Source organism: Pantoea sp. X-Soil-TKNS-1207 (genome assembly GCF_059730485.1).
The window spans coordinates 2,362,305-2,385,603 of record NZ_AP035958.1 but is presented as its reverse complement, the minus strand read 5'-3'; the positions used below and the strand labels follow the sequence as shown (position 1 = coordinate 2,385,603).

At 55.6% G+C, this 23,299-nt stretch carries 25 protein-coding genes, 1 pseudogene and 1 other annotated feature; of the genes and pseudogenes, 11 read left to right on the top strand and 15 right to left on the bottom strand.

Features of this window, described 5'->3' with window-relative positions:
• Positions 1-115: 115 nt before the first annotated feature.
• From oppA to oppF, 5 genes are all read left to right on the top strand, one after another.
• Positions 116-1,756 (top strand): oligopeptide ABC transporter substrate-binding protein OppA, encoded by a 1,641-nt coding sequence (gene oppA / locus AC6I8V_RS11205; protein WP_497842339.1) that lies wholly within the window; start codon positions 116-118, stop codon positions 1,754-1,756.
• A 76-nt stretch (positions 1,757-1,832) separates the two neighbouring features.
• Complete coding sequence (gene oppB / locus AC6I8V_RS11200) at positions 1,833-2,753, top strand: oligopeptide ABC transporter permease OppB (protein ID WP_497842338.1); 921 nt, start codon at positions 1,833-1,835, stop codon at positions 2,751-2,753.
• A 15-nt stretch (positions 2,754-2,768) separates the two neighbouring features.
• Complete coding sequence (oppC, locus tag AC6I8V_RS11195; RefSeq protein ID WP_497842337.1) at positions 2,769-3,677, top strand: oligopeptide ABC transporter permease OppC; 909 nt, start codon at positions 2,769-2,771, stop codon at positions 3,675-3,677.
• Between the two features lie 11 nt (positions 3,678-3,688).
• On the top strand, positions 3,689-4,702 hold the full coding sequence (locus tag AC6I8V_RS11190; RefSeq protein WP_497842336.1) for an ABC transporter ATP-binding protein: 1,014 nt from the start codon (positions 3,689-3,691) through the stop codon (positions 4,700-4,702).
• A complete protein-coding gene (gene oppF / locus AC6I8V_RS11185; protein ID WP_497842335.1) occupies positions 4,699-5,700 on the top strand; it encodes a murein tripeptide/oligopeptide ABC transporter ATP binding protein OppF in 1,002 nt (333 codons plus the stop codon). The genes AC6I8V_RS11190 and oppF overlap by 4 nt, the downstream gene beginning before the upstream one ends.
• Positions 5,701-5,745: 45 nt before the next feature.
• Here the strand turns inward: oppF and AC6I8V_RS11180 are convergent, their stop codons facing one another.
• Together AC6I8V_RS11180 and cls are read right to left on the bottom strand one after the other, a co-directional pair.
• Entirely contained in the window at positions 5,746-6,075 is a 330-nt protein-coding gene (locus AC6I8V_RS11180; RefSeq protein WP_208617283.1) for an HI1450 family dsDNA-mimic protein, read from the bottom strand.
• 36 nt (positions 6,076-6,111) lie between these two features.
• On the bottom strand, positions 6,112-7,572 hold the full coding sequence (cls, locus tag AC6I8V_RS11175) for a cardiolipin synthase (RefSeq protein ID WP_497842334.1): 1,461 nt from the start codon (positions 7,570-7,572) through the stop codon (positions 6,112-6,114).
• A gap of 162 nt (positions 7,573-7,734) precedes the next feature.
• On the opposite strand from cls, the gene AC6I8V_RS11170 reads away from it, so the two are divergent.
• On the top strand, positions 7,735-7,908 hold the full coding sequence (locus AC6I8V_RS11170) for a YciY family protein (RefSeq protein ID WP_497842333.1): 174 nt from the start codon (positions 7,735-7,737) through the stop codon (positions 7,906-7,908).
• Between the two features lie 16 nt (positions 7,909-7,924).
• On the opposite strand, the gene AC6I8V_RS11165 is transcribed toward AC6I8V_RS11170, so the two are convergent.
• Both AC6I8V_RS11165 and AC6I8V_RS11160 read right to left on the bottom strand, forming a co-directional pair.
• Positions 7,925-8,095, bottom strand: a complete 171-nt coding sequence (locus AC6I8V_RS11165; protein ID WP_497842332.1) for a hypothetical protein — start codon at positions 8,093-8,095, stop codon at positions 7,925-7,927.
• Position 8,096: 1 nt separating this feature from the next.
• On the bottom strand, positions 8,097-8,393 hold the full coding sequence (locus AC6I8V_RS11160; RefSeq protein ID WP_497842331.1) for a YciI family protein: 297 nt from the start codon (positions 8,391-8,393) through the stop codon (positions 8,097-8,099).
• A gap of 205 nt (positions 8,394-8,598) precedes the next feature.
• Between AC6I8V_RS11160 and tonB the strand changes: the two genes are divergently transcribed.
• A complete protein-coding gene (tonB, locus tag AC6I8V_RS11155) occupies positions 8,599-9,342 on the top strand; it encodes a TonB system transport protein TonB (protein ID WP_497842330.1) in 744 nt (247 codons plus the stop codon).
• A gap of 40 nt (positions 9,343-9,382) precedes the next feature.
• Here tonB and yciA read toward each other — a convergent pair whose 3' ends face one another.
• The 4 genes from yciA to AC6I8V_RS11135 form a co-directional block, all read right to left on the bottom strand.
• Entirely contained in the window at positions 9,383-9,799 is a 417-nt protein-coding gene (gene yciA, locus AC6I8V_RS11150) for an acyl-CoA thioester hydrolase YciA (protein ID WP_497842329.1), read from the bottom strand.
• 69 nt (positions 9,800-9,868) lie between these two features.
• Positions 9,869-10,408, bottom strand: coding sequence for a septation protein A (locus AC6I8V_RS11145; RefSeq protein ID WP_497842328.1), 540 nt, complete (start codon positions 10,406-10,408; stop codon positions 9,869-9,871).
• 57 nt (positions 10,409-10,465) lie between these two features.
• A complete protein-coding gene (locus AC6I8V_RS11140; protein ID WP_497842327.1) occupies positions 10,466-11,200 on the bottom strand; it encodes a YciC family protein in 735 nt (244 codons plus the stop codon).
• 27 nt (positions 11,201-11,227) lie between these two features.
• Entirely contained in the window at positions 11,228-11,644 is a 417-nt protein-coding gene (locus AC6I8V_RS11135) for a YkgJ family cysteine cluster protein (protein ID WP_497842326.1), read from the bottom strand.
• A 245-nt stretch (positions 11,645-11,889) separates the two neighbouring features.
• Here AC6I8V_RS11135 and ompW point away from each other — a divergent pair, with 245 nt between their 5' ends.
• The gene (ompW, locus tag AC6I8V_RS11130; protein WP_497842325.1) at positions 11,890-12,522 is read left to right on the top strand and encodes an outer membrane protein OmpW; all 633 of its coding nucleotides are present in this window, start codon (positions 11,890-11,892) and stop codon (positions 12,520-12,522) included.
• Between the two features lie 45 nt (positions 12,523-12,567).
• Here the strand turns inward: ompW and AC6I8V_RS11125 are convergent, their stop codons facing one another.
• On the bottom strand, positions 12,568-12,882 hold the full coding sequence (locus AC6I8V_RS11125) for a BON domain-containing protein (RefSeq protein ID WP_497842324.1): 315 nt from the start codon (positions 12,880-12,882) through the stop codon (positions 12,568-12,570).
• Positions 12,883-13,118: 236 nt separating this feature from the next.
• Here AC6I8V_RS11125 and AC6I8V_RS11120 point away from each other — a divergent pair, with 236 nt between their 5' ends.
• Positions 13,119-13,559: a hypothetical protein gene (locus AC6I8V_RS11120; protein ID WP_497842323.1), complete on the top strand. Its 441-nt coding sequence runs from the start codon at positions 13,119-13,121 to the stop codon at positions 13,557-13,559.
• A 43-nt stretch (positions 13,560-13,602) separates the two neighbouring features.
• Here AC6I8V_RS11120 and trpA read toward each other — a convergent pair whose 3' ends face one another.
• The 5 genes and pseudogenes from trpA to AC6I8V_RS11095 all read right to left on the bottom strand — a co-directional run bounded on the left by trpA (position 13,603) and on the right by AC6I8V_RS11095 (position 20,166).
• The gene (gene trpA / locus AC6I8V_RS11115; RefSeq protein ID WP_497842322.1) at positions 13,603-14,406 is read right to left on the bottom strand and encodes a tryptophan synthase subunit alpha; all 804 of its coding nucleotides are present in this window, start codon (positions 14,404-14,406) and stop codon (positions 13,603-13,605) included.
• Positions 14,406-15,596 carry a tryptophan synthase subunit beta gene (trpB, locus tag AC6I8V_RS11110; protein ID WP_497842321.1) on the bottom strand — a complete coding sequence of 397 codons (1,191 nt, stop codon included), beginning with the start codon at positions 15,594-15,596 and terminating at the stop codon, positions 14,406-14,408. The genes trpA and trpB overlap by 1 nt, the downstream gene beginning before the upstream one ends.
• 45 nt (positions 15,597-15,641) lie before the next feature.
• Positions 15,642-17,009: a bifunctional indole-3-glycerol-phosphate synthase TrpC/phosphoribosylanthranilate isomerase TrpF gene (gene trpCF, locus AC6I8V_RS11105; RefSeq protein ID WP_497842320.1), complete on the bottom strand. Its 1,368-nt coding sequence runs from the start codon at positions 17,007-17,009 to the stop codon at positions 15,642-15,644.
• 1 nt (position 17,010) lies between these two features.
• A pseudogene (trpD, locus tag AC6I8V_RS11100) lies at positions 17,011-18,604 on the bottom strand (bifunctional anthranilate synthase glutamate amidotransferase component TrpG/anthranilate phosphoribosyltransferase TrpD).
• Entirely contained in the window at positions 18,604-20,166 is a 1,563-nt protein-coding gene (locus AC6I8V_RS11095) for an anthranilate synthase component 1 (protein ID WP_497842319.1), read from the bottom strand. Before AC6I8V_RS11095 ends, trpD begins: the two are co-directional and overlap by 1 nt.
• Positions 20,167-20,189: 23 nt before the next feature.
• Positions 20,190-20,294 (bottom strand) — a sequence feature (Trp leader region).
• 155 nt (positions 20,295-20,449) lie between these two features.
• Between AC6I8V_RS11095 and rnm the strand changes: the two genes are divergently transcribed.
• Together rnm and AC6I8V_RS11085 are read left to right on the top strand one after the other, a co-directional pair.
• Entirely contained in the window at positions 20,450-21,328 is an 879-nt protein-coding gene (gene rnm, locus AC6I8V_RS11090) for an RNase RNM (protein ID WP_497842318.1), read from the top strand.
• Positions 21,329-21,340: 12 nt separating this feature from the next.
• Complete coding sequence (locus AC6I8V_RS11085) at positions 21,341-21,961, top strand: L-threonylcarbamoyladenylate synthase (RefSeq protein ID WP_497842317.1); 621 nt, start codon at positions 21,341-21,343, stop codon at positions 21,959-21,961.
• Here the strand turns inward: AC6I8V_RS11085 and AC6I8V_RS11080 are convergent, their stop codons facing one another.
• Complete coding sequence (locus AC6I8V_RS11080; protein ID WP_497842316.1) at positions 21,962-22,618, bottom strand: serine protease; 657 nt, start codon at positions 22,616-22,618, stop codon at positions 21,962-21,964.
• Between the last annotated feature and the right edge of the window lie 681 nt (positions 22,619-23,299).

Below are 23,299 nucleotides of genomic sequence, written 5' to 3'. Positions count from 1 at the left end.
ACCCAGATAAGGGTGATTGCGATCTCTGACCAGACAGGGCGGAGATCTCCCGGATACGGGGTACGCCGGGTCGGTTTAACTGACCCGGTGACGATAATAAAACTGGAGCGTAATAATGAACAACATCACGAAAAAAAGCCTTATCGCCTTAGGAGTGGTAGCGGCGATTGGCGCGCTGGCAGGGAATGCCGCGCTGGCAGCGACAGTGCCAGCAGGCGTTGAATTGGCAGCAAAACAGGAGCTGGTACGTGGTAATGGCGACGAAGTGCAATCGCTGGACCCGCATAAAATCGAAGGCGTACCGGAAGATAACGTCGCGCGCGACCTGTATGAAGGTCTGCTGGTGAGCGACAGCAACGGTAAACCGGTACCTGGCGTGGCAGAGAGCTGGGAAAACAAAGATTTTAAAGTCTGGACCTTCCATTTACGTAAAGACGCCAAATGGTCAAATGGCCAGCCGGTGACCGCGCAGGATTTCGTCTATAGCTGGGAGCGTCTGGTGGATCCGAAAACCGCATCCCCGTATGCCAGCTACCCGCAATATGGTCATATCGAAAACGTTGATGACATTATCGCCGGTAAAAAACCGATTACCGATCTGGGTGTAAAAGCCCTCGACGATCACACGTTGCAGGTGACCCTGAGCGAGCCGGTACCGTACTTCGACAAACTGCTGATCAACTCCGTAATGTCTCCGGTCTACAAGCCGGTGGTGGAAAAATTCGGCGACCAGTGGACGCAGCCGCAGAACTGGGTGGGTAACGGTGCCTTTAAACTGGACGCCCATGTGATCAACGAACGTATTACGCTGGTACGTAACCCGGAATATTGGGACAACGCGCACACCGTTCTGAATAAAGTCACCTTCCTGCCCATCAACTCTGAAGTGAGCGACGTTAACCGTTACTTCTCAGAGAACGGCAGCGACATGACTTACAACAACATGCCGATCGAGCTGTTCAAAAAGCTGCAACATGATAACGGCAAAGAGCTGCACGTCGATCCGTACCTGTGTACTTACTACTACGAAATCAACAACCAGAAAGCGCCGTTTACCGATCCGCGCGTCCGTGCTGCTCTGAAACTGGGTCTGGATCGCGACATCATGGTGAACAAAGTCCTGGCACAGGGCCAGATGCCGGCTTACAGCTTCACCCCGCCAGCCACCGATGGCATGGAAATTCTGCCGCCAGACTGGTTCAAGTGGTCACAGGAAAAACGTAACGCTGAAGCGAAGAAACTGCTGGCTGAAGCAGGCTATACCGCTGACAAACCGCTGACCTTCAACCTGCTGTACAACACCTCCGATCTGCACAAGAAACTGGCGATCGCGGCGGCGTCCATCTGGAAGAAAAACATCGGCGTGAACATCAAGCTGGAAAACCAGGAGTGGAAAACCTTCCTCGACACGCGTCATCAGGGCAACTTTGACGTTTCGCGTGCGGCCTGGTGTGCGGACTACAACGAACCGACCTCGTTCCTGAACATTATGCTGTCTGACAGCAGCAGTAACACCTCGCACTATAAGAGCGCAGAATACGACAAGGTGATTAAAGACGCGATCAAAGCTGCTGATGAGAAAGGACGTGCTGCGGATTATCAAAAAGCCGAGCAGATCCTGGATAAAGACAGCACCATCGTCCCGGTTTACTACTACGTGAACGCGCGTCTGGTGAAACCTTATGTCGGCGGCTATACCGGCAAAGATCCGCTGGATAAAACCCTCGATAAAAACTTTTATATAATTAAACACTAATAGCACACAGGCTATCAGCGGCGGTGCTGCGGCACCGCCTTTTACTTTGTGAAGCAACAGCCTGGTAGGTACGGCAATGTTAAAATTCATCCTGCGCCGGATTCTGGAAGCGATTCCGACGCTTTTCGTTCTGATCACCATCTCCTTCTTTATGATGCGACTGGCTCCCGGCAGCCCGTTTACCGGCGAACGCACGCTGTCGCCGGAAGTGATGGCGAACATCGAAGCCAAATACCATCTCAACGATCCCATCGGCAAACAGTATGTTGATTACCTGATACAGCTGGCGCACGGCGATTTCGGCCCATCCTTTAAATATAAGGATTACAGCGTTAACTATCTGGTGGGGCACGCATTCCCGGTCTCGGCTAAACTGGGTCTCGCCGCTTTTGTGCTGGCGATGGTGCTGGGGGTCACTGCGGGCGTCATTGCCGCCCTGAAGCAAAACAGTTTATGGGATTACGCGGTGATGGGGGTCGCCATGACCGGCGTGGTGATACCGAGTTTTGTGGTGGCGCCGCTGCTGGTCCTGATCTTCGCCATCACCCTGCGCTGGCTGCCTGGCGGCGGCTGGAATGGCGGACAGTGGCAATACATGCTGCTGCCGATGGTGGCGCTGTCGCTGGCCTATATCGCCAGCATCGCGCGTATCACCCGCGGTTCAATGATTGAAGTGATGCACTCAAACTTTATCCGCACCGCGCGCGCCAAAGGGCTGCCGCTGCGTCGTATCGTCCTGCGTCATGCGCTGAAACCGGCGCTGCTGCCGGTGATTTCGTATATGGGTCCGGCATTTGTCGGCATCATTACCGGCTCGATGGTGATCGAATCGATCTACGGTCTGCCGGGGATTGGCCAGCTGTTCGTCAATGGAGCGCTCAACCGCGACTACTCGCTGGTGATGAGCCTGACCATTCTGGTGGGCGTGCTGACCATTATATTCAACGCGATCGTTGACGTGCTGTACGCCGTGATCGATCCGAAGATTCGCTACTGATGCTGGAGTTCGCCCATGATGTTAAGTAAGAAAAACAGCGAAGCTCTGGATGCGTTCAGTGAAAAGCTGGAAGTGGAAGGGCGCAGCCTGTGGCAGGATGCGCGCCGTCGCTTTATCCATAACCGCGCCGCGCTGCTCAGTTTGCTGGTGCTGGTTCTGATTGCGCTGTTCGTGGTGTTTGCCCCGATGCTGTCGCAGTTCCGCTATGACGATACCGACTGGGGCATGATGTCGGCCGCGCCGGATACCACCTCGGGCCACTGGTTTGGCACTGACTCCTCCGGGCGTGATCTGCTGGTGCGTGTTGCCATTGGCGGCCGTATCTCGCTGATGGTGGGTATCGCTTCAGCGCTGATTGCGGTGCTGGTCGGCACCCTGTACGGTTCGGCTGCCGGTTATCTTGGCGGCAAAACCGACTCGGTGATGATGCGTATCCTTGAGATCCTCAACTCCTTCCCGTTTATGTTCTTCGTGATCCTGCTGGTGACCTTCTTTGGTCGCAACATCCTGCTGATTTTTGTCGCCATCGGCATGGTGTCGTGGCTGGATATGGCGCGTATCGTGCGCGGCCAGACGCTGGGCCTGAAGCGCAAGGAATTTATCGAGGCCGCACAGGTTGGCGGTGTCTCCACCACCAATATCGTGCTGCGCCATATCGTGCCTAACGTGCTGGGCGTGGTAGTGGTTTATGCCTCGCTGCTGGTGCCCAGCATGATCCTGTTCGAATCTTTCCTCAGCTTCCTTGGTCTCGGTACCCAGGAGCCGCTGAGCAGCTGGGGCGCGCTGCTGAGCGACGGCGCTAACTCGATGGAGGTTTCACCCTGGCTGCTGATGTTCCCGGCCGGTTTCCTGGTGGTCACGCTGTTCTGTTTTAACTTTATCGGCGATGGCCTGCGTGATGCCCTCGACCCGAAAGATCGTTAAGGAGTTTCCCGATGACCATTCATGAATTTCAGCCAGCGATGGCGGCCCGTGCGGGAAGCAACCTGTTGTTAGACGTCAAAGATCTGCGCGTCACCTTTGGCACGCACGACGGTGATGTTACCGCGGTGAACGATCTGAACTTCTCGCTGCGCGCCGGTGAAACCCTGGGGATCGTTGGCGAGTCCGGCTCCGGTAAATCCCAGACGGCGTTCGCGCTGATGGGGCTGCTGGCGAAAAACGGCCGCATTGGCGGCTCGGCAAAGTTTAATGGCGAGGAGATCCTCAATCTGCCGGAAAACAAGCTGAATAAGCTGCGTGCCGAGCAGATTGCGATGATTTTCCAGGACCCGATGACCTCGCTGAACCCGTATATGCGGGTCGGCGAACAGTTGATGGAAGTGCTAAAGCTGCACAAAGGCCTGAACAACGCGCAGGCGTTTGAAGAGTCGGTGCGGATGCTCGATGCGGTAAAAATGCCGGAAGCGCGCAAGCGTATGAAGATGTACCCGCACGAGTTTTCCGGCGGGATGCGTCAGCGCGTGATGATTGCCATGGCGCTGCTGTGTCGCCCTAAATTGCTGATTGCCGATGAGCCAACCACCGCCCTTGATGTGACGGTGCAGGCGCAGATCATGACGCTGCTGAACGAACTGAAGCGTGAGTTCAACACCGCGATCATTATGATTACCCACGATCTTGGCGTGGTCGCGGGGATCTGCGACAAGGTGCTGGTGATGTATGCCGGACGAACCATGGAATATGGCCGGGCGCGGGACGTGTTCTATCAACCGGCGCATCCGTATTCCATCGGCCTGTTAAGCGCGGTGCCGCGTCTTGACGCCGAAGGGGAGTCGCTGACGACCATCCCTGGTAACCCGCCGAACCTGTTACGTCTGCCGCAGGGCTGTCCGTTCCAGCCACGCTGCCCCCATGCCATGGACATCTGCGGCACGGCACCGCCGCTGAAACCCTTTGCGGATGGCCGTCTGCGTGCCTGCTTCAAGCCGGTGGAGGAGTTAGTATGAACGCCGTAGCCGAAAAGAAAGTGTTACTGGAAATCGCCGATCTTAAGGTGCATTTCGATATCAAAGATGGCAAGCAGTGGTTCTGGCAACCGGCCAAAACCCTGAAAGCGGTGGACGGCGTCAGTCTGCGCCTGTACGAGGGCGAGACCCTCGGCGTGGTGGGCGAGTCCGGCTGCGGCAAGTCAACGCTGGCGCGTGCCATTATCGGACTGGTAAAAGCCACCGAAGGCCGTGTTGCCTGGCTGGGGCGCGATCTGCTGGGACAGAGTCAGGAAGAGTGGCGCAAGGCGCGCAGCGATATCCAGATGATCTTCCAGGATCCGCTGGCTTCGCTCAACCCGCGTATGACCATCGGCGATATCATTGCCGAGCCGCTGCGGACGTATCATCCGAAAATGGCGCGCCAGGAAGTGAAGGATAAGGTTAAAAACATGATGATGAAGGTTGGTCTGTTGCCGAACCTCATCAACCGTTATCCGCACGAGTTTTCCGGTGGGCAGTGCCAGCGTATTGGTATCGCCCGTGCGCTGATCCTGGAACCGAAACTGATTATCTGTGATGAGCCGGTCTCCGCGCTTGATGTGTCGATTCAGGCGCAGGTGGTGAACCTGTTGCAGCAGCTACAACGTGAAATGGGGCTGTCGCTGATCTTTATCGCTCACGACCTGGCGGTGGTGAAACATATCTCCGATCGTGTGCTGGTGATGTATCTCGGCCATGCGGTGGAGCTGGGAACCTATGATGCGGTATACAACAATCCGCAGCACCCGTATACGCGTGCGCTGATGTCGGCAGTGCCCATTCCTGACCCGGATCTGGAAAAGAACAAACAGATTCAGCTGCTGGAAGGCGAGCTGCCGTCACCGATCAACCCGCCGTCAGGCTGCGTGTTCCGTACCCGCTGCCCGATTGCCGGGCCGGAGTGCGCTAAAACGCGTCCGCTGCTGGAGGGCAGTTTCCGTCATGCGGTCTCCTGCCTGAAGGTCGATCCGCTGTAAAAAAAAAGCCGGGCAATAGCCCGGCGTTCTTCATTATCGCGACGCTTATTCGCGCCACAGGATATGGCAGAGTTTGTGGTCTTTCTCGCGGCATAACAGCACACGCGCGAAAACATCGGTAATCGGCTCACCGTCAGCTTCGCCCAGGCCAATCACCACTTCAGAGAAAAAGTCAGGATTCAGGTCAAAATCGACGTGTTCCTGCCAGTCTTCCGACGGATCGAACAGCTCTGCGCCACCGCGTTCCTCAAACTGCAAATTGAACAGAATGATGTCTGCCGGATCAAGGTTATCGCCAGCCAGCTCAAGGAAAATATCGTAAGCCTGTTCCAGCGTTTCGTCTTCGGTAAGACGGTTGTTTAAATCCATGGTCATTTGCGTGCCCTGCGGCGGGAAATATTTCCGCTCGTTTTACAGTAAAGGACTGAAGAAGTAAAACAGTCGTTCGACGATGCGCTGCCACCAGGCACGTTTTGCCCAGCGTGCGCCATCCAGCAGGCGTGAGCGGGCGATGTAGTCGTCCTGAACACAGGCGAGATCGCTGCCAAAACCGGCGTCGTCGACCACCAGCGTGATCTCAAAATTCAGCCACAGGCTGCGCATATCCAGGTTGACCGTGCCCACCAGGCTGAGCTGCCCGTCGACCAGCACGCTCTTGGTATGCAGCAGGCCATCTTCGAACTGGTAGATCTTCACGCCTGCTTCCAGCAGTTCGGTGAAGAAGGCACGGCTCGCCCAGCCCACCAGCAGAGAATCATTGTGGCGTGGCACAATAATGCTGACTTCCACACCGCGCAGCGCGGCGGTACAGATGGCGTGCAGCAAATCATCGCTGGGCACGAAATAGGGGGTGGTCATAATCAGCTGGTGGCGTGCGGAGTAGACCGCCGTCAGCAGCGCCTGATGGATCATGTCTTCCGGGAAGCCCGGACCGGACGCGATCACCTGGATGGTGTGGCCGCTTTCCTGCTCAAACGGCATGACATTGGCATCCGGTGCGGGTGGCAGGATGCGTTTGCCGGTTTCAATTTCCCAGTCGCAGGAGTACACAATGCCCATGGTAGTCGCCACCGGGCCTTCCATACGCGCCATCAGATCAATCCACTGGCCTACACCCGCATCCTGTTTGAAGAAGCGCGGGTCCACCAGATTCATGCTGCCGGTATAGGCAATGTAGTTATCGATCAACACCACTTTGCGATGCTGACGTAAATCCATACGGCGCAGGAACACGCGCAACAGGCTGACCTGCAACGCTTCCACTACGTCGACCCCGGCATTGCGCATCATGCCAACCCACGGGCTGCGGAAAAACGCCACGCTGCCTGCGGAGTCCAGCATCAGGCGACAGTGTACGCCACGACGCGAGGCCGCCATCAGCGATTCGGCCACTTCATCCGCCAGACCGCCGGGATTCCAGATATAGAACACCATCTCGATATTGTGGCGCGCCAGCTGGATATCACGAATCAGCGCGTGCATCACTTCGTCAGAGTTGGTGAGCAGCTGGAGCTGGTTTCCTTTGACGCCAGCAATGCCCTGGCGGTGCTGACAAAGCTGGAAAAGAGAGAGCGCCACGTCGCTGTGCTCGGTAGCAAAGATATGACGACATTGCTTCAGGTCGTTGAGCCATTTGGCGGTTGAAGGCCACATGGTGCGGGCGCGCTCGGCCCGCCGTTTGCCCAGATGCAGTTCACCGAATGACAGATACGCAATAATACCCACCAGGGGCAGAATGTAGATGATCAGCAACCAGGCCATCGCCGAGGTGACAGCACGTCGCTTCATCAGAATTCGCAGTGTGACACCCGCAATCAGCAACCAGTAGCCGAACAGCAGCAACCAACTGATAAGGGTATAAAATGTGGTCATTAAGTGGACATCCCGTTCACGCTTTGATGAGCAAAGTTTACGTGTTGCTGAACTGTAGCGAAACCCTTAATCGTAAAGGCAGGACGATAAGCGATTCGAATTGGCATTTTGTGGCAGATCACTATAATGCGTGCCGGTGATTAGCCAGTCAGAGAGGATGTGATGAGACGAAGCAGAAATGAAGTGGCTCGCTGGAGAATGTTGCGTCAGGTGCACCGTCGTCGTGCGCGCTGGCTGGAAGGGCAGTCACGTCGCTATAAACGCATTCATGCGATTCGTCACCAGGTTGCACAGCAGCATCGCCGTTCCATCCTGTTTATCGCACAAAATCTCTGATGTAAAAACGCGGCACTTAAGCGCCGCGTAACACCAGTGTCAGGTTAACCAGCTGTAGTGCTGCCGCCAGCACAATCAACATCACGATTTGCTGGCGGGCGTGACGAAAACCGTGCCGCCGCCAGAGCCAGAGGGCTCTGCCAATCAGGGCAAAAATCACCGTCAGCAGAGCCAGGGCGCGCCACATTTTAGAAAACGCGTTTGAACGGCTTAACCGCAACCTGCTTATACACACCGGCAGCGATATAAGGATCGTCATTTGCCCAGGATTGTGCGGCTTCCAGTGACGGAAATTCGGCAATCACTGTTGAACCGGAAAAACCGGCTGCGCCAGGATCGTTGCTGTCGACCGCAGGCATCGGACCGGCAACGATCAAACGGCCTTCATCGTGCAACAGTTGCAGGCGTGCCAGATGGGCAGGGCGTACAGCAGTACGTTTTTCCAGTGAATCAGCGTTATCTTCCGCATAAATGACGTAAAGCACGATAGGGAACTCCCGTTAAGCTCGTCGGATTTGCGGAACACGTTAAGTGATCGGTAATCAGAGTGCAAACGAAAGATAATTCGGCTGTCATCTGGCGCAAAAGGGGTTAAAAAAGGCATTTCGTGGTACACACTTAACACTGCTTATTGAAACTGATTGCTATTTGCATTTAAAATCTGCGCTTCACTCAATGAACATGACTGTTATGACTACGCTGACTATGCCTTTCCCCAAACGTACCCCCGTTTCTGTGCTGTTATCCGTGGTACTTCACGGCACAGTGATTGCGGGCATTCTCTATGCATCGTTTCATCAGGTCATTGAGGTTCCCAAAGCATCACAACCGATCAGCGTATCCATGGTGGCACCTGAAGTGCAGCCAGAGCCTGCACCAACGGTACAGACACCGCCGCCGCCGGAACCTGAGCCAACGCCGGAGCCGGTGCCTGAAGTTGCTCCGGAGCCGCCAAAAGCGGAGCCAGTTCCGATTCCGATTCCCAAACCTGAGCCAAAGCCGAAACCTAAGCCGAAGGTTGAGAAGAAGCACGAGCCGAAACGTGAGGTGAAACCACGCGAAGAAGCGAAGCCTCAGGCCCCGGTGAAAACCGACGCACCGACCACCCAGACGCGCCCGACCACGGCACCGAAAACCTCACCGACGTCGACGCCATCGGTCTCAGACGGTCCGAAAGCGATGAACGTCAGCAAGCCAGCCTACCCGGCACGCGCTTTTGCGCTGCGTGTGGAAGGCCGTGTGCGCGTGCAGTTTGACGTGGATAGCGATGGTCGCGTCGACAATATTCAGATTCTGTCTGCTGAACCGCGCAATATGTTTGAACGTGAAGTGAAGCAGGCGATGAAGAAATGGCGCTACCAGCCAGGACGGCCCGGCACCAATCTGACGATGAATATCGTGTTCCGCATCAACGGCGGTGCGAATATTGAGTAAGATAAAAAAAGCGGTCAGATGACCGCTTTTTTAATGGCTGTTAATGGCTCAGGTTGGCTTTACCTGGCGGCAGCGGCCGCGATTTACCGGTGTTATCGATAGCGACATAAATAAACACCGCTTCGGTGGCACAGTAGGTCTGACCAATCGGCTCTGACGAAACTTTCTTGATCCACACTTCCACATTGATGGTCATGGAACTGTTGCCGGTGCGCATACAGCGACAATAGCAGCTCACCACATCACCAACCGCAACCGGTTTGAGGAAGCTCATGCCGTCAACGCGTACCGTCGCCACGCGACCCTCAGCAATCTCTTTGGCGAGGATCGCGCCACCCATATCCATCTGCGACATCAGCCAGCCACCAAAAATATCGCCATTGGCATTGGTATCCGCAGGCATCGCCAGCGTGCGCAGCACCATCTCGCCTTGCGGCAACTTATGTTTTTCGTCCATTGCTTCAGTTCTTATGCAGGTGATTGGCGGCAGCCGCCAAAAAAACCCGGCATTGCCGGGCATCAGTATTTATTTTTCTTCTTGTTGCGGCATGTGTCGCCAGATATACACGCCACTTAACAGGGTAAACAGTAGGGTAAGGCCGGTCAGACCAAACACTTTAAAGTTAACCCAAAATTCCTGTGATAACCAAAACGCAACATAAATATTCGCCAGACCGCAGGCGAGGAAGAAAATGGCCCAGGCAATATTCAGACGACGCCAGACGCCATCCGGCAGCTGTAACTCCTTGCCCAACATGCTCTGAATCAGCGGCTGCTGCATAAACCACTGGCTGTACAGCAGCGCCAGTGCGAACAGGGAGTAGATCACCGTGACTTTCCATTTGATGAACTCATCGTTATGGAACACCAGCGTCAGGGTGCCAAACACCGCCACCAGCACGAAGGTGATGATGGTCATCTTCTCCAGCTTACGATACAGCACCCAGCTGACGACCAGGGCAAGGCCGGTCGCCACAATCAGCGCGCCAGAGGCGACAAAAATGTCATACAGCTTGTAGAAAACAAAGAACACGACCAGTGGAAGAAAATCGAGTAACTGCTTCATAGAATATCCAGTCAGGGCAGGAGCGTTAATCAGGGCGTCCTGCGGACGCCATAATCCTTAACGTAACAGCATATATAGCCGGTACAAATAGATAATCAGGATGGCCGAAACCAGGTTCCCCAGCGCATTCAGCACCACTGACGCCACGTTGGCAGGCAATACGGTGAGCGAAGAGAAAAAGAACATCAGCGCGATTTTCGCCAGCAGCCAGACAATAATCGCCGGGGCGATGATCCTGGCGTTTTTCCACGCCATACGCATACTGGCGCGCATTGCACTCATCACACCCATTTTCTCACTGACCAGCATCACCGGCGCCAGCGACAACAGAATCGCCAAAATTACGCCAGGCACCATCAGCACCATAAAGCCGAGTTGCACCAGCAGCGTGATCAGGAAGGTTTGCAGCAGCAGTTTTGGCAGCAGTGGCGCGGAAGCGCCAATCGCGCGCAGGGCGCTGACACGCTGGCCGGAAGAGACCATCGGGATCAGGCATAACATGCCGCCCAGCAGCAGGGTATTGCCGACCAGCGCCGCGAATGTGCCGGCAGCCGAAGCGCGCAGCAGAATGCGTTGTTGATCCGGCGACATATTCTGTACCAGTTCAAACAGCGAAGATGCGCTGTCATCACCCTGACTTAACAGCGACAGCTGGTCCGCCGCAGGCGTCAACGCGTGGCCGATAATCACGGTAATAAACGAGGTAAGCAACGCCATCAGCACGATGGTAATCAGCTGATGGCGCAGAAAATTTCCTGTGTCACGGTATAACGAGCTTGCCGTGATAGACATGTACACTCCTTGAAGGAACCGGGTTAATTAACCCGGCGATTGTACATGTTCTGTAAGCGTGCTGGCACCCGGATTACGATAACTTTCTGTCATCTCAGGTAAAGAAGGGTGAAAAAGCGCAGGCAAACCATAGCGCGCCCTGGCCCGATCGCAGGCTTCATTCAGCTCGCCATTTTCACCCGACATGGAAAACTCACGACAGGGCGACGGGCGTTGTTGATAGATGCCGCAAGAGACACAGCCTCCCACCTCACCCTGCAACGCCACACAGCGCGGTTGACGCGTGTTAGTGCCGCGCATATTGCGCATCATCAGGCTCAGGGGTTCAGTTAATTCCACTGGCACCACGCCGCCGCCATCGTCGGCTTCGGCCCAATAGAAAGAGACACGGAAATGGGCGCAGCAGGCGCCACAGGTCATACAGGGGTTAAGTGATTCGCTCATTTGATCGCCCGCTTCTCCTAAGCATCGAACCAAAATCAACGGTAGAAACAGCAAAATAATCACGCGGTGAAATTTCAGCAAGCAGATTTTTATTACGCCGTGTAAAGCCAAAATTGATCTGAATCAATTCATTGTTTTATAAGTGATTTATTTGAATTGATTCAGATGATTTTTTGCCTGAAAAGCGTTAGATCTTTGCCGCAGTCTGCATCATTACCTCAATTTTTTCTGGCAAAGGAGTGAATATGAAACTAGCAAAATGCGCGTTACTGGCTGCCCTGGCCCTGCCGCAACTGGCAATGGCTCATGAAGCGGGCGATTTCTTTATGCGTGCCGGTAGCGCGACGGTGCGTCCCACGGAAGGGTCTGACAATGTGCTGGGATTGGGCGGCTTCAGCGTCAGCAATAATACGCAGCTGGGTCTGACCTTTACCTACATGGCGACGGATAACATCGGCGTAGAATTACTGGCGGCAACGCCGTTCCGTCATAAAGTTGGACTGGCGGCTACGGGCACCCTGGCGACGGTACGTCAGCTGCCGCCGACGCTGATGGCGCAATACTACTTTTTCGACAGCCGCAGCCAGTTCCGCCCGTACATTGGCGCGGGTATCAACTACACCACCTTTTATGATGCGAAGTTCAACCAGACCGGCGAAGATGCTGGCCTGAGCGATCTCAGCGTAAAAGATTCCTGGGGTGCAGCGGGTCAGGTCGGTGTGGATTATCAGATCAACCGCGACTGGATGCTGAACGCCTCACTGTGGTACATGGATATTGATACAAAAGTGAAATTCAAAGCGGGGGGAGAAGAACAGAATATTAATACCCGTATCGACCCGTGGGTGTTCTTCTTTGGCGTGGGCTATCGTTTCTGACCGGGACCGGAAAAGAATCGGGCGACCCACAGGCCGCCCGATGACTTATTTGATTTGCATATTGTTCACAACGGACTTCACGCCCGCCACACTGCGTGTCACAGCAACGGCATGATTGGCCATCTGTGGTGAGCTGACAAAACCACTTAACTGCACCCGACCTTTAAAGGTCTCCACATTAATCTCGGTCGATTTCAGGGAATCATCCTTCAGCAGCTCGGTTTTCACTTTGGTGGTGATGACGGTGTCATCAATATAGCCACCGGTCCCTTCCTTTGTCGGCGTAGGTGCACACGCGCTGAGCGTCAGCGCCATCACCGCAGCCATCAACAGTCCCGCAACGACTTTGAACATTTTCATCGGTTATCTCCCTGTCATACATGATGTTTCACCGCGATGTGACGGTGCGATTAAAGTGTGGTGTGGCCGGGGAAAATGGTCAAATCCAGACGTGCAAAAATTGCGGAATGAAACGATTTTTGCCACTTATTGATCCAATTGGCTTTTTCCGCTCCACGCTAAGCTGGTCGCGCAACGCGAACGCTGAGTCGCGATAACAAAAATAGCGAACCACGCACCGCTTTCAGGGAAAAATCATGAAAAAAAGAGTGTTCCTGACGATAGCCACTGCTGGCTATCTCTCTTATCTGCAACTGTTCGCCAGCCAGACGTTACCGGTGCCGCGCGCGCAGGCGGAATCGACGCTGATCAATCCGCATCTTGGCACGCTGTGCAAAGCCACCGCCGCCATCAGCTTTGGGCGTAACTTCAGAATTATGCAGCTGGATAATGTGGACGAGCAGGGCGAGGCGCGGGTGCATTATCTGCGTCCGTCGGATCATTCGCGCTGGGCGATCCGCTGCCGTTTACAGGACGATCGGGTGATCTGGATGGCGGATAATCAGGACAGCGATGGGCGCTGGCGCGATGGCCCGGATGATGCAGTTATCACCTGGCGTATTCAGGGCCAGAATCTAACCATGAAGCTGGTCTACCCGGATGGCTCCGGCGATGAGCAGACGTATCAGCTGGACTAGCGGAAACAGCCTTATCCGCGCGTGACGGATAAGGCTGGGGAGATTAACGGGTAGCGGCTTTCAGGTTGCTGACAAAGGCTTTCAGCTCGCTCAGCAGCGTATCCGGTTGGTTATGGTTGCGCTCGATAATCTTCACGATTGCCGAACCGGAAATGGCACCGGCAGCGCCCGCAGTAATCGCTTCTTTTACCTGACCAGGTTCGGAGATACCAAAGCCCTGCAACGGCGGCGCAGCATGGTATTCACGCAGTTTGTCGATCAGATGCTGCAACGGCACGCTGGCACGGTTTTCGGAACCGGTCACCCCGGCACGCGACAGCAGGTAGGTATAGCCGCGACCGTGTGAGGCGATCTCACGCAGCAAATCATCATTGGCATTCGGCGGGCAGATGAAAATTGGCGCGATGTTATGACGCAGTGCCGCCTGGCGGAATGGGGCAGACTCTTCCACCGGCACATCCGCCACCAGCACTGAATCGACACCCACCGCTTCACACTGGGCGTAGAAGTTATCGATACCTTTGCTGAACACCAGGTTAGCGTACATCAGCAGGCCAATCGGCAGGTCCGGGTACTTCTGGCGCACCGCCGCGAGGATTTCAAAACACTGTGCGACAGTGGTGCCAGCGGCAAACGCACGCAGCGTGGCGTTTTGAATCGTCGGGCCATCAGCCAGTGGGTCGGAGAACGGGATGCCCAGCTCCAGGGCATCGGCACCGCCCGCCACCAGCGCATCAATAATCTTCAGCGACATCTCCGGCGACGGATCGCCAAGGGTGACGAAGGGAACGAATGCGCCTTCGTTATTCGCCGACAGACGTTTAAACAGCTGATTGTAACGTTCCATCAGATCTCTCCCTTCGCTTTCAGAATATCGTGCACGGTGAAAATGTCTTTGTCGCCACGGCCGGAGAGGCTAACCACCAGCAGCTGCTCTTTTTCCGGGTTGTCGTGGATCATCTTCAGCGCATAGGCCAGCGCATGGGATGATTCCAGCGCCGGAATGATGCCTTCCGCGCGCGACAGTTGTTTAAAGGCATCCAGCGCTTCGTCGTCGGTAATCGACACATATTCGGCGCGGCCAATGCTGTTGAGGTAAGCGTGCTGCGGACCGACTGACGGGAAGTCGAGGCCGGCAGAGATGGAGTAGGACTCCTCAATCTGGCCCTCTTCGGTCTGCATCATCGGCGCTTTCATGCCGAAGTAGATGCCGACGCGGCCATGCTTAAGCGGTGCGCCGTGCTCACCGCTTTCGATGCCGTGACCCGCCGGTTCGACGCCAATCAGGCCTACGCCTGCGTCATCGATAAAGTCAGCGAACATGCCGATGGCGTTAGAGCCGCCGCCAACGCACGCCAGCACCGCATCCGGCAGACGGCCTTCGCGTTCGAGGATCTGCGCTTTGGTCTCTTCGCCAATCATGCGCTGGAACTCACGCACGATGGTTGGATAGGGGTGCGGGCCTGCCGCCGTGCCGAGCATGTAGTGCGCGGTTTCATAGCTGCCGGACCAGTCACGCAGCGCCTCGTTACAGGCATCTTTCAGCGTGGCGGAACCGCTGTGCACCGGGATCACTTCCGCGCCCATCAGACGCATACGGAACACGTTAGGCGACTGACGCTCAACGTCTTTGGCACCCATATAAATGCGGCATTTCATGCCGAGCAGCGCACAGGCGAGGGCAGAGGCTACGCCGTGCTGACCTGCACCGGTTTCGGCGATGATCTCTTTCTTGCCCATCCGCTTCGCCAGCAACGCCTGGCCCAGCACCTGGTTGGTCTTGTGCGCGCCGCCGTGCAGCAGGTCTTCACGCTTCAGATATAACCGGGTTTTGGTGCCTTTGGTCAGGTTGCTGCACAGGGTCAGCGCGGTGGGGCGACCGGCGTAGTTCTTCAGCAGGTCGGTAAACTCGGCCTGAAACTCCGGATCGCGCTGGGCCTCAACAAAAGCGGCTTCCAGCTCACGCAATGCCGGCATCAGGATCTGCGGCACATACATGCCGCCAAACTCGCCAAAATAGGGATTCAGTAACGTCATCTTCTCATCTTCCTTATCAAGCCCGCACCCGGCGGGCGAGAGAAATTAATAGGCGCGCAGGGTGCGGAACACCGCAGTCACTTTGCCGGCATCTTTAATGCCAGGGGCAGACTCCACCCCGGAGTTGAAGTCCAGACCGGCACAGCCGAGCTGCGCGGCTTCAACACAATTATCCGCGCTCAGGCCACCGGCCAGCAGCACATTGCTCAGGTCTTGTCCGTGCAGCAGAGACCAGTCAAAACGCTGGCCGGTGCCGCCCTGGCCGTTATCAAACACGTAAAGGTCAACGTGCGGCCAGTCGCGTGTCGGCAGGGTGTTGGTAATGCTCAGCGCCTTCCAGATCTTCACATTGGCAGGCAGTGCCTGACGCAGTTCAGCGACAAACGCCGGGTCTTCATCGCCGTGCAGCTGGACTGCCGCCAGTTGCAGCGTGGTGGCCAGGTTGACGATGTCAGAGAGGCTGTTGTTGCGAAACACGCCAACGTATTTCAGCGGCGCGGCCGCGATCACCGCCTGCGCCTGTTCGCTGCTGACTTTGCGCGGCGAGCCGTCGGCGAAAATCACGCCGCCGTAAATGGCGCCGGCTTCATGGGCGGTACGGGCATCTTCTGCACGGGTCAGACCACAAACTTTGTTGGCGCCCATCAGCACACGGCGCACGGCGGCGTTGAGGTCATCTTCTTCCATCAGGGCAGAGCCAATCAGGAAGCCGTTGGCAAAATGGCTCAGTTCGCGTACCTGGGCATAGTTATTGATGCCGGATTCGCTGATGACCGTCACGCCATGGCCCAGACGCGGCGCCAGCTGACGGGTACGGTTCAAATCGATCGACATATCACGCAGGTCGCGGTTGTTAATACCCACCACTTTGGCTTCCAGCGCGATGGCGCGTTCCAGTTCTTCTTCGTTGCTGACTTCGGTCAGCACGCCCATTTTCAGGCTGTGCGCCACCGCGGCCAGCTGGCGATATTGATCGTCATCCAGCACGGATAACATCAGCAGAATGGCATCGGCCTGATAATGGCGCGCCAGATAGATCTGATACGCATCGATAATAAAGTCTTTGCACAGCACCGGCTGGGTAATCGCTGCGCTGACGATGGGCAGAAACTCGAAGTTGCCCTGAAAATATTTCTCATCGGTAAGCACCGAGACTGCGGAAGCATAGTGGCGATACACACCGGCAATGGTCGCCGGATCGAAATCTTCGCGGATCAGACCTTTTGACGGTGACGCTTTTTTGCATTCCAGGATAAAGGCGGTACGTGTGCCACGCAGCGCGTCGTAAAACTGACGTTCAGCGGGTTGCAGGCTGTTCTGGAAGGTCGCCAGCGGCTGTTGCGCCTTACGCGCTTCAACCCATACGGCTTTATCCAGCACGATTTTTTCTAACACGGTTCCCTTGATGCTCATCTCACCCTCTCGCTGCCAGTGCCACAACGCGCTCATAGGCCTGGCCGCTGCGGATCGCGGCGAGGGCGCGTTGCGCGTTTTCACGCAAATCTTCATGTCCAAATACTTTCAGCAGCATCGCCACGTTCACCGCTACGGCTTCCTCGTGGGCCTGCTGGCCTTTACCCTGGAGTAAACGCGTAAGAATGTCACGGTTTTCTTCCGGGGTGCCGCCCGCCAGCGCTTCTTTAGCGTGGAAGCGGAAACCAAAGTCTTCCGGCGTCAGTTGATAACCGGTGATTTCGCCATCGCGCAGCTCCGCAACCTGCGTTGGGCTGTGCAGCGCCACTTCGTCCATGCCGCCGCCGTGCACCACGGCAGCGCGCTGGTAGCCAAGCACTTTCAGCGTCTGCGCAATCGGCAGCACCAGTTCCGGGCTGTACACGCCAATCACCGCCAGCGGTGGACGTGCCGGGTTAATCAGCGGACCGAGCACGTTAAACAGGGTGCGGGTTTTTAGCTGCTGGCGCACCGGCATCGCATGGCGGAAGCCGCTGTGATACTGCGGGGCAAACAGGAAGCAGACGTTCAAATCATCCAGCGCCTGGCGCGCCAGCTCAGCTGGCATATCCAGATTGATGCCGAATGCCGCCAGCAGATCGGACGAACCCGACTTGCTCGACACGCTACGGTTACCGTGTTTCGCCACCTTCAGCCCGCAGGTTGCCGCGACAAAAGCGCTGGCGGTGGAGATGTTAATGCTGTTGCTGCCATCGCCACCGGTGCCGACGATATCGGCAAAGGTGTAATCCGGGCGCGGGAAGGGCCTGGCATCTTCCAGCAGCGCCGACGCGGCACCGGCGATCTCTTCCGGGCGTTCGCCACGCACCTTCATGGCGATCAGCGCTGCTGCCAACTGCGTTGGTTCGAGCTGGCCGGTAATAATGGCACTAAACAGCTGATGGCTCTCCGCCTGGGTCAGTGTCTGGGCCTGATAAAGTTTTTCCAGAATAGCTTGCATCATTATCTCCCTATTACTTCGCCAGCGCCCAGGCCAGCGTCTGCTCTAACAAACGTGCGCCCTGGGTGGTGAGAATAGATTCGGGGTGGAACTGGAAACCGCATACGCGGTCGGCATCGTGGCGTACCGCCATCACCATGCCGTTGTAGCTGGCATTGACGGTCAGCTCGGCCGGGGTGTTGCTGCCCACCAGCGAGTGGTAACGCGCCACCGGCAACGGATTGCTCAGACCGGCAAACATGCCGAGGCCATCATGGGTAATGGACGACGCTTTGCCATGCAGGATCTCGCCGGCCTGGCCGACATGGCCGCCATAGGCCTCCACAATCGCCTGATGACCCAGGCAGATGCCGATAATCGGCAGGCGGCCGCGCAATGTCTGCAACAGTTCAGGCATACAACCGGCATCTTTCGGCGCGCCAGGACCGGGCGACAGCATCAGCACCGGATTCTCCATCTGCTGTAAACGTTCGATCAGCAGCGCAGCGGGCAGGTTGTTACGGTAGATCACCACGTTGTGGCCAAAGGTCCGCAGCTGATCAACGAGGTTGTAGGTAAAGGAGTCGATATTATCGAGCAGCAGGATATCGGCCATCAGAAAATCTCCTTGCAGTGATGGGCGGTGGCAATCGCGCGCAGCACGGCGCGGGCTTTGTTACGGCTTTCATCGGCTTCCGCCTGCGGCTGGGAATCCAGCACGACGCCAGCACCGGCCTGCACCGTGGCAACGCCATCTTCTACCCAGGCAGAACGAATGACGATGCAGGTGTCGAGATCGCCGTGGGCGGTGAAGTAACCTACTGCGCCGCCGTAGCTGCCGCGACGGGTGCCTTCGGCGTCGGCAATCAGTTGCATGGCGCGGACTTTCGGGGCGCCGCTCAGGGTGCCCATATTCATCACGGCGCGATAAGCGTGTAATACGTCAAGGTCGTGGCGCAGGGTGCCTACCACGCGTGATACCAGGTGCATGACGAAGGTGTAGCGGTCAACGCTGGTCAGGTCGGCAACGTAACGGCTGCCTGGCACACAGATACGCGCCAGGTCGTTACGCGCCAGATCGACCAGCATCAGGTGTTCAGCCAGTTCTTTGTGATCGGTACGCATCTCCAGTTCGATACGGCTATCCAGATCGCGATCCAGCGAACCATCAGCATGGCGGCCGCGCGGGCGGGTACCGGCGATGGGATAAATTTCGATCTGCCGGTTAGTGGCGTCATATTTCAGCGAACTTTCCGGTGAGGCACCGAACAGCGCGAAATCCTGATCCTGCATAAAGAACATATACGGGCTGGGGTTGCTGTTCTTCAGCGTGTCATAGGCGGCCAACGGCGATGGGCACGGCAGCGAGAAACGACGTGACGGCACCACCTGGAAGATTTCACCAATACGAATCGCTTCCTGCATCTCACGCACCACGTTGCAGTACATCTCATCGCTCTGATTGGTGCTCAACACCATATGTTCTACGGTCTGCACCGGCAGTGCAGGGGCTGCATGAGTCATCTGTCCACGCAGCTGCTCGATACGGCTTTGCAGGCGCTGGAATTCGCTGGTGGATGGGCAGAACAGGCTGGCTTGCAGTTGTGCGCTGCGTTGCTGATGGTCAATCACCAGCAGGGTTTCGGCCAGATAGAAGCAGTAATCGGGGCAGCGCTGGTCATTGCGCAGCGCGGGCAGATCTTCAAAGCCGGCGACCAGGTCGTACGCGAACAAACCACCGAGGAACATCGCTTCACGTTCTTCTACCGGGCTATGCACCAGTTGCGGAATCAGGCGCAGCGCATCAAACACCGACAGCGCTTTAAGACGTGAATCTTCATCCTGCAGGTTCTGGGCGCGTGGGAAGTGCAGCTCGCGGCCATCCGGGCGTACCTCAATACGCACCGTCTGCGGTAGCGCGTCATCCAGCAGCGCGAGCAGCGCACGGCCATTCTCCGACAGCGCCTGAATGGTCACGGTATTTCCCATTGCGCTGATGCGCAGCGCGCTGTCGACGATTAACAAACTTTTCAGGTTACGTTTGCTGTCGATATCGGCGGATTCGAGCAGCAGGGTTGCCGGACGTGCGCCGCATAACTGATGAAACACTGCGGCCGGATCTTCGCGATAGGGCGCGGTGCCGGTAATCAACTTCAATGTAGGTTTCGCATTTGGCATGATGAATTCTCTGAATTTAGCTCAAAAAAAAGCCCGCTCGGTGGCGGGCTAAGGTATCTGCACAGCGTTTACGCAAGTTGTGCACGACGACGTCGCCCGTGTTCGGGAACATCGCGCCACCAACCATTTGAATGCGTATGAACAAATGCCATGATTAAATACCCGTTACGTGTGAACTTGTGTACTAGTTAACGGGTTCGGGTGAAAAAAGTCAATACCCTTTTTCAGTTAAGGGCAAAATCGTTATCATGCCTGCCGGTTCATGCAGTTGCTGGAGTTATCCTTGACGGACATCGCCCGTTTTCCCCTCTACGATTTACACAGCCACACGCTGGCTTCTGATGGCTTGCTGACGCCTGCCGCGCTGGTTCAGCGTGCGGTGGAGATGCGCATCGGCGTGCTCGCCATCACCGATCACGACACCATTGCCGGGGTCGCGGAAGCGCAGACTGCGGCGCAGGGTTTACCGATTAAAGTAGTGGCCGGGCTGGAAGCCTCCACCTTATGGGAAAACCATGAAATCCACATTGTCGGATTAAATGTGGACTGTCAGCACTCAACGCTGACGCAGTTTCTGGCGCAACAGCACCAATGTCGCATCGATCGGGCGCTGATGATTGCTGAACGGCTGGAACGCGCGCGCATTCCAGATGCGCTGGCAGGGGCGCAGCGCCTGGCGCAGGGCGGGGTGATCACCCGTGGTCACTTCGCCCGCTATCTGGTTGAAGTGGGTAAAGCGGACAATCTGGCCCAGGTGTTCAAAAATTATCTGGCGCGCGGGAAAACCGGCTATGTGCCGCCGCAATGGTGTACAATTAAACAAGCTATTGATGCAATTCATGATTCTGGCGGCTATGCCGTGCTGGCCCATCCGGGGCGTTATGGTCTTTCCGCCAAATGGCTGAAACGGCTGATCGCCCATTTTGCTGCAGTGGGTGGCGATGCAATGGAAGTGGCGCAGTGTCAGCAGGCTCCTAACGAGCGTAGCCAGCTGGCGATTTATGCCCGCGATCATCAGCTGGCAGGGTCGCAGGGATCTGATTTTCACCAACCCTGTCCGTGGATCGAACTGGGTCGCAAGCTGTGGTTACCTGGCGGTGTGGAGCCGATCTGGGAACGTTTTCCGCAACTGGCGCCTGAGCAGGTTCCAGCAGACAGGTGATATGAGGTTTTTATGAGTCAATTGTTTCACATTCACCCGGAAAATCCGCAGCCGCGTCTGGTTAATCAGGCGGTTGATTATCTGAATAAAGGCGGCGTGATTGTTTATCCGACCGATTCCGGTTATGCGCTGGGTTGTCGTCTTGAAGAAAAAAATGCCATGGAGCGCATCTGCCGGATTCGTCAGCTGGATGGGCACCACAATTTCACGCTGATGTGTCGCGATCTGTCGGAGCTGTCGACCTATTCGCAGGTGGATAATTCGGCATTTCGCATCATTAAAAACAACACGCCGGGCAACTACACCTTCATTCTGAAAGCGACCAAAGAAGTGCCACGCCGTCTGATGAACGACAAGCGTAAAACTATTGGGCTGCGTGTGCCGTCCAACCCGGTGGCGCTGGCGCTGCTGGAGGCGCTGAACGAGCCGATGATGTCGACATCGCTGATGCTGCCAGGCAACGATTTCACTGAATCCGACCCGGAAGAGATCCAGCACAGCATCGGTAAGCTGGTGGATCTGATCATTGATGGCGGAACGCTGGGACAACAGCCGACCACGGTGGTCGATCTCACCAGCGATGCTCCAGTGATCGTGCGCGAAGGCGTAGGCGATATTCGTCCATTTCTCTGATTAAGCGTGGTCAGGCGTCGGGTTCGGCGTCTGGCCAATATTCGCTTCCAGCCATTTTCTGAATTCGCCATACGGAATATAGAGCGACACATCATTTAATATGATTTTGCCGCTGTGGAGATTCTCAATTTCATGGCTATATCCAACAATCACCCCACCTATTGTCTGGTCAGCATTATATACTGCGCCACCCGACATCCCCTGTACTACCCCGGCATTTGATGCCATGGCAACACAAGGTTTTTTATTCCAGTGGTTGTTGATCGCGGTGCGGGCTAAATTCTCGCCGCTCGATTCAACCGGCATGGCAGAAATAAAACTGTAACCGTACATCTTAATCGGTTCACCAATTTGACTGCTGCGGAATTTAGCCAGCGTATCCGGACTGTTCTTGTGGTAGATAATTGCGACGTCGCAATAGGGGTGATAAGCCTTCACGCGCTGCACGGCAGTTTTTGCTACGTGCGCAGCCGTCAGACTATATTCAGGCGTTAACGGGATGGTTGTGCCGAGGATACCCAAACCCAGTACTGTCGGGATGCCAGTCACGCTCATATCAACGTGTTCCAGCGCCGCGCGGCTGTACTCTGTATGGCCCACGGAACAACCGCTCAGTGCCAGCGCGGCAAGCGCAGGCCAAAGCAGAGAAGTTCTCATGATAGTGATCTTTATTCAGGCATGTCTGGAAATCCCTGGTGAAGATTTTTGACATGCAAATTTAACTCATTCCTGAATGAATTAGCGCTACGTTTCCCGTGTGCACCGGTTGGTATTATCAGTGAAATTTCACAGTGGTCGTTAATAATTTGTAATGAAAGAGAGTGCAATCAGTAAATATGAAACTTATCGTTTTGCGACTCACTGGATTTCAGGCTCAAATTTTACACACATTTTAAATCGGAACAATTCATGAAATTTAATCTGAATAAAATAAATCAGAAAGTAGAGTGATAATTCAAAATGCAGTATCAAAAAACTAATAATTTATATTTGTTAGTGCAATGAGGCTTTTTTAAGTCCATCACCTGGAACTTTATGCTGTTTTGTCGATGCAAGGCAGTCTTTCTATTGGGCATTATCCATAAGGGTGGCGCGCTCTGCTACCAGACCAGTCTTGCGGGCGGCTAATGTATCACGCTGTTTAAGTACGCCCGAGAGCAGGCTGAATTCGGCTGAGGCAAAAGAGTAATAATTCAGGGGGTTGAGACATCGCCCCCTATCACCCGGATGCTCTATCTATCAGTGGTACGAATGTATGGATTTTCAGGGATAAATCGGGCGAAAAGGTGTGGCCATCTATTATCGGCAGAAAAGGAAAAGGTGTTAACGCTGCTATGC

Bases quoted from the DNA above. Each gene is read 5' to 3' on its own strand.
- AC6I8V_RS11145 (WP_497842328.1), bottom strand. From the start codon at position 10,408: ATGAAGCAGTTACTCGATTTTCTTCCACTGGTCGTGTTCTTTGTTTTC.
- trpA (WP_497842322.1), bottom strand. From the start codon at position 14,406: ATGGAACGTTACAATCAGCTGTTTAAACGTCTGTCGGCGAATAACGAA.
- AC6I8V_RS11135 (WP_497842326.1), bottom strand. From the start codon at position 11,644: ATGAGCGAATCACTTAACCCCTGTATGACCTGTGGCGCCTGCTGCGCC.
- AC6I8V_RS11140 (WP_497842327.1), bottom strand. From the start codon at position 11,200: ATGTCTATCACGGCAAGCTCGTTATACCGTGACACAGGAAATTTTCTG.
- oppC (WP_497842337.1), top strand. From the start codon at position 2,769: ATGATGTTAAGTAAGAAAAACAGCGAAGCTCTGGATGCGTTCAGTGAA.
- AC6I8V_RS11190 (WP_497842336.1), top strand. From the start codon at position 3,689: ATGACCATTCATGAATTTCAGCCAGCGATGGCGGCCCGTGCGGGAAGC.
- AC6I8V_RS11170 (WP_497842333.1), top strand. From the start codon at position 7,735: ATGAGACGAAGCAGAAATGAAGTGGCTCGCTGGAGAATGTTGCGTCAG.
- AC6I8V_RS11095 (WP_497842319.1), bottom strand. From the start codon at position 20,166: ATGCCAAATGCGAAACCTACATTGAAGTTGATTACCGGCACCGCGCCC.
- tonB (WP_497842330.1), top strand. From the start codon at position 8,599: ATGACTACGCTGACTATGCCTTTCCCCAAACGTACCCCCGTTTCTGTG.
- oppB (WP_497842338.1), top strand. From the start codon at position 1,833: ATGTTAAAATTCATCCTGCGCCGGATTCTGGAAGCGATTCCGACGCTT.
- ompW (WP_497842325.1), top strand. From the start codon at position 11,890: ATGAAACTAGCAAAATGCGCGTTACTGGCTGCCCTGGCCCTGCCGCAA.
- oppA (WP_497842339.1), top strand. From the start codon at position 116: ATGAACAACATCACGAAAAAAAGCCTTATCGCCTTAGGAGTGGTAGCG.
- AC6I8V_RS11125 (WP_497842324.1), bottom strand. From the start codon at position 12,882: ATGAAAATGTTCAAAGTCGTTGCGGGACTGTTGATGGCTGCGGTGATG.
- trpB (WP_497842321.1), bottom strand. From the start codon at position 15,596: ATGACGTTACTGAATCCCTATTTTGGCGAGTTTGGCGGCATGTATGTG.
- AC6I8V_RS11180 (WP_208617283.1), bottom strand. From the start codon at position 6,075: ATGACCATGGATTTAAACAACCGTCTTACCGAAGACGAAACGCTGGAA.
- cls (WP_497842334.1), bottom strand. From the start codon at position 7,572: ATGACCACATTTTATACCCTTATCAGTTGGTTGCTGCTGTTCGGCTAC.
- AC6I8V_RS11080 (WP_497842316.1), bottom strand. From the start codon at position 22,618: ATGAGAACTTCTCTGCTTTGGCCTGCGCTTGCCGCGCTGGCACTGAGC.
- oppF (WP_497842335.1), top strand. From the start codon at position 4,699: ATGAACGCCGTAGCCGAAAAGAAAGTGTTACTGGAAATCGCCGATCTT.
- AC6I8V_RS11165 (WP_497842332.1), bottom strand. From the start codon at position 8,095: ATGTGGCGCGCCCTGGCTCTGCTGACGGTGATTTTTGCCCTGATTGGC.
- yciA (WP_497842329.1), bottom strand. From the start codon at position 9,799: ATGGACGAAAAACATAAGTTGCCGCAAGGCGAGATGGTGCTGCGCACG.
- AC6I8V_RS11085 (WP_497842317.1), top strand. From the start codon at position 21,341: ATGAGTCAATTGTTTCACATTCACCCGGAAAATCCGCAGCCGCGTCTG.
- trpCF (WP_497842320.1), bottom strand. From the start codon at position 17,009: ATGAGCATCAAGGGAACCGTGTTAGAAAAAATCGTGCTGGATAAAGCC.
- AC6I8V_RS11120 (WP_497842323.1), top strand. From the start codon at position 13,119: ATGAAAAAAAGAGTGTTCCTGACGATAGCCACTGCTGGCTATCTCTCT.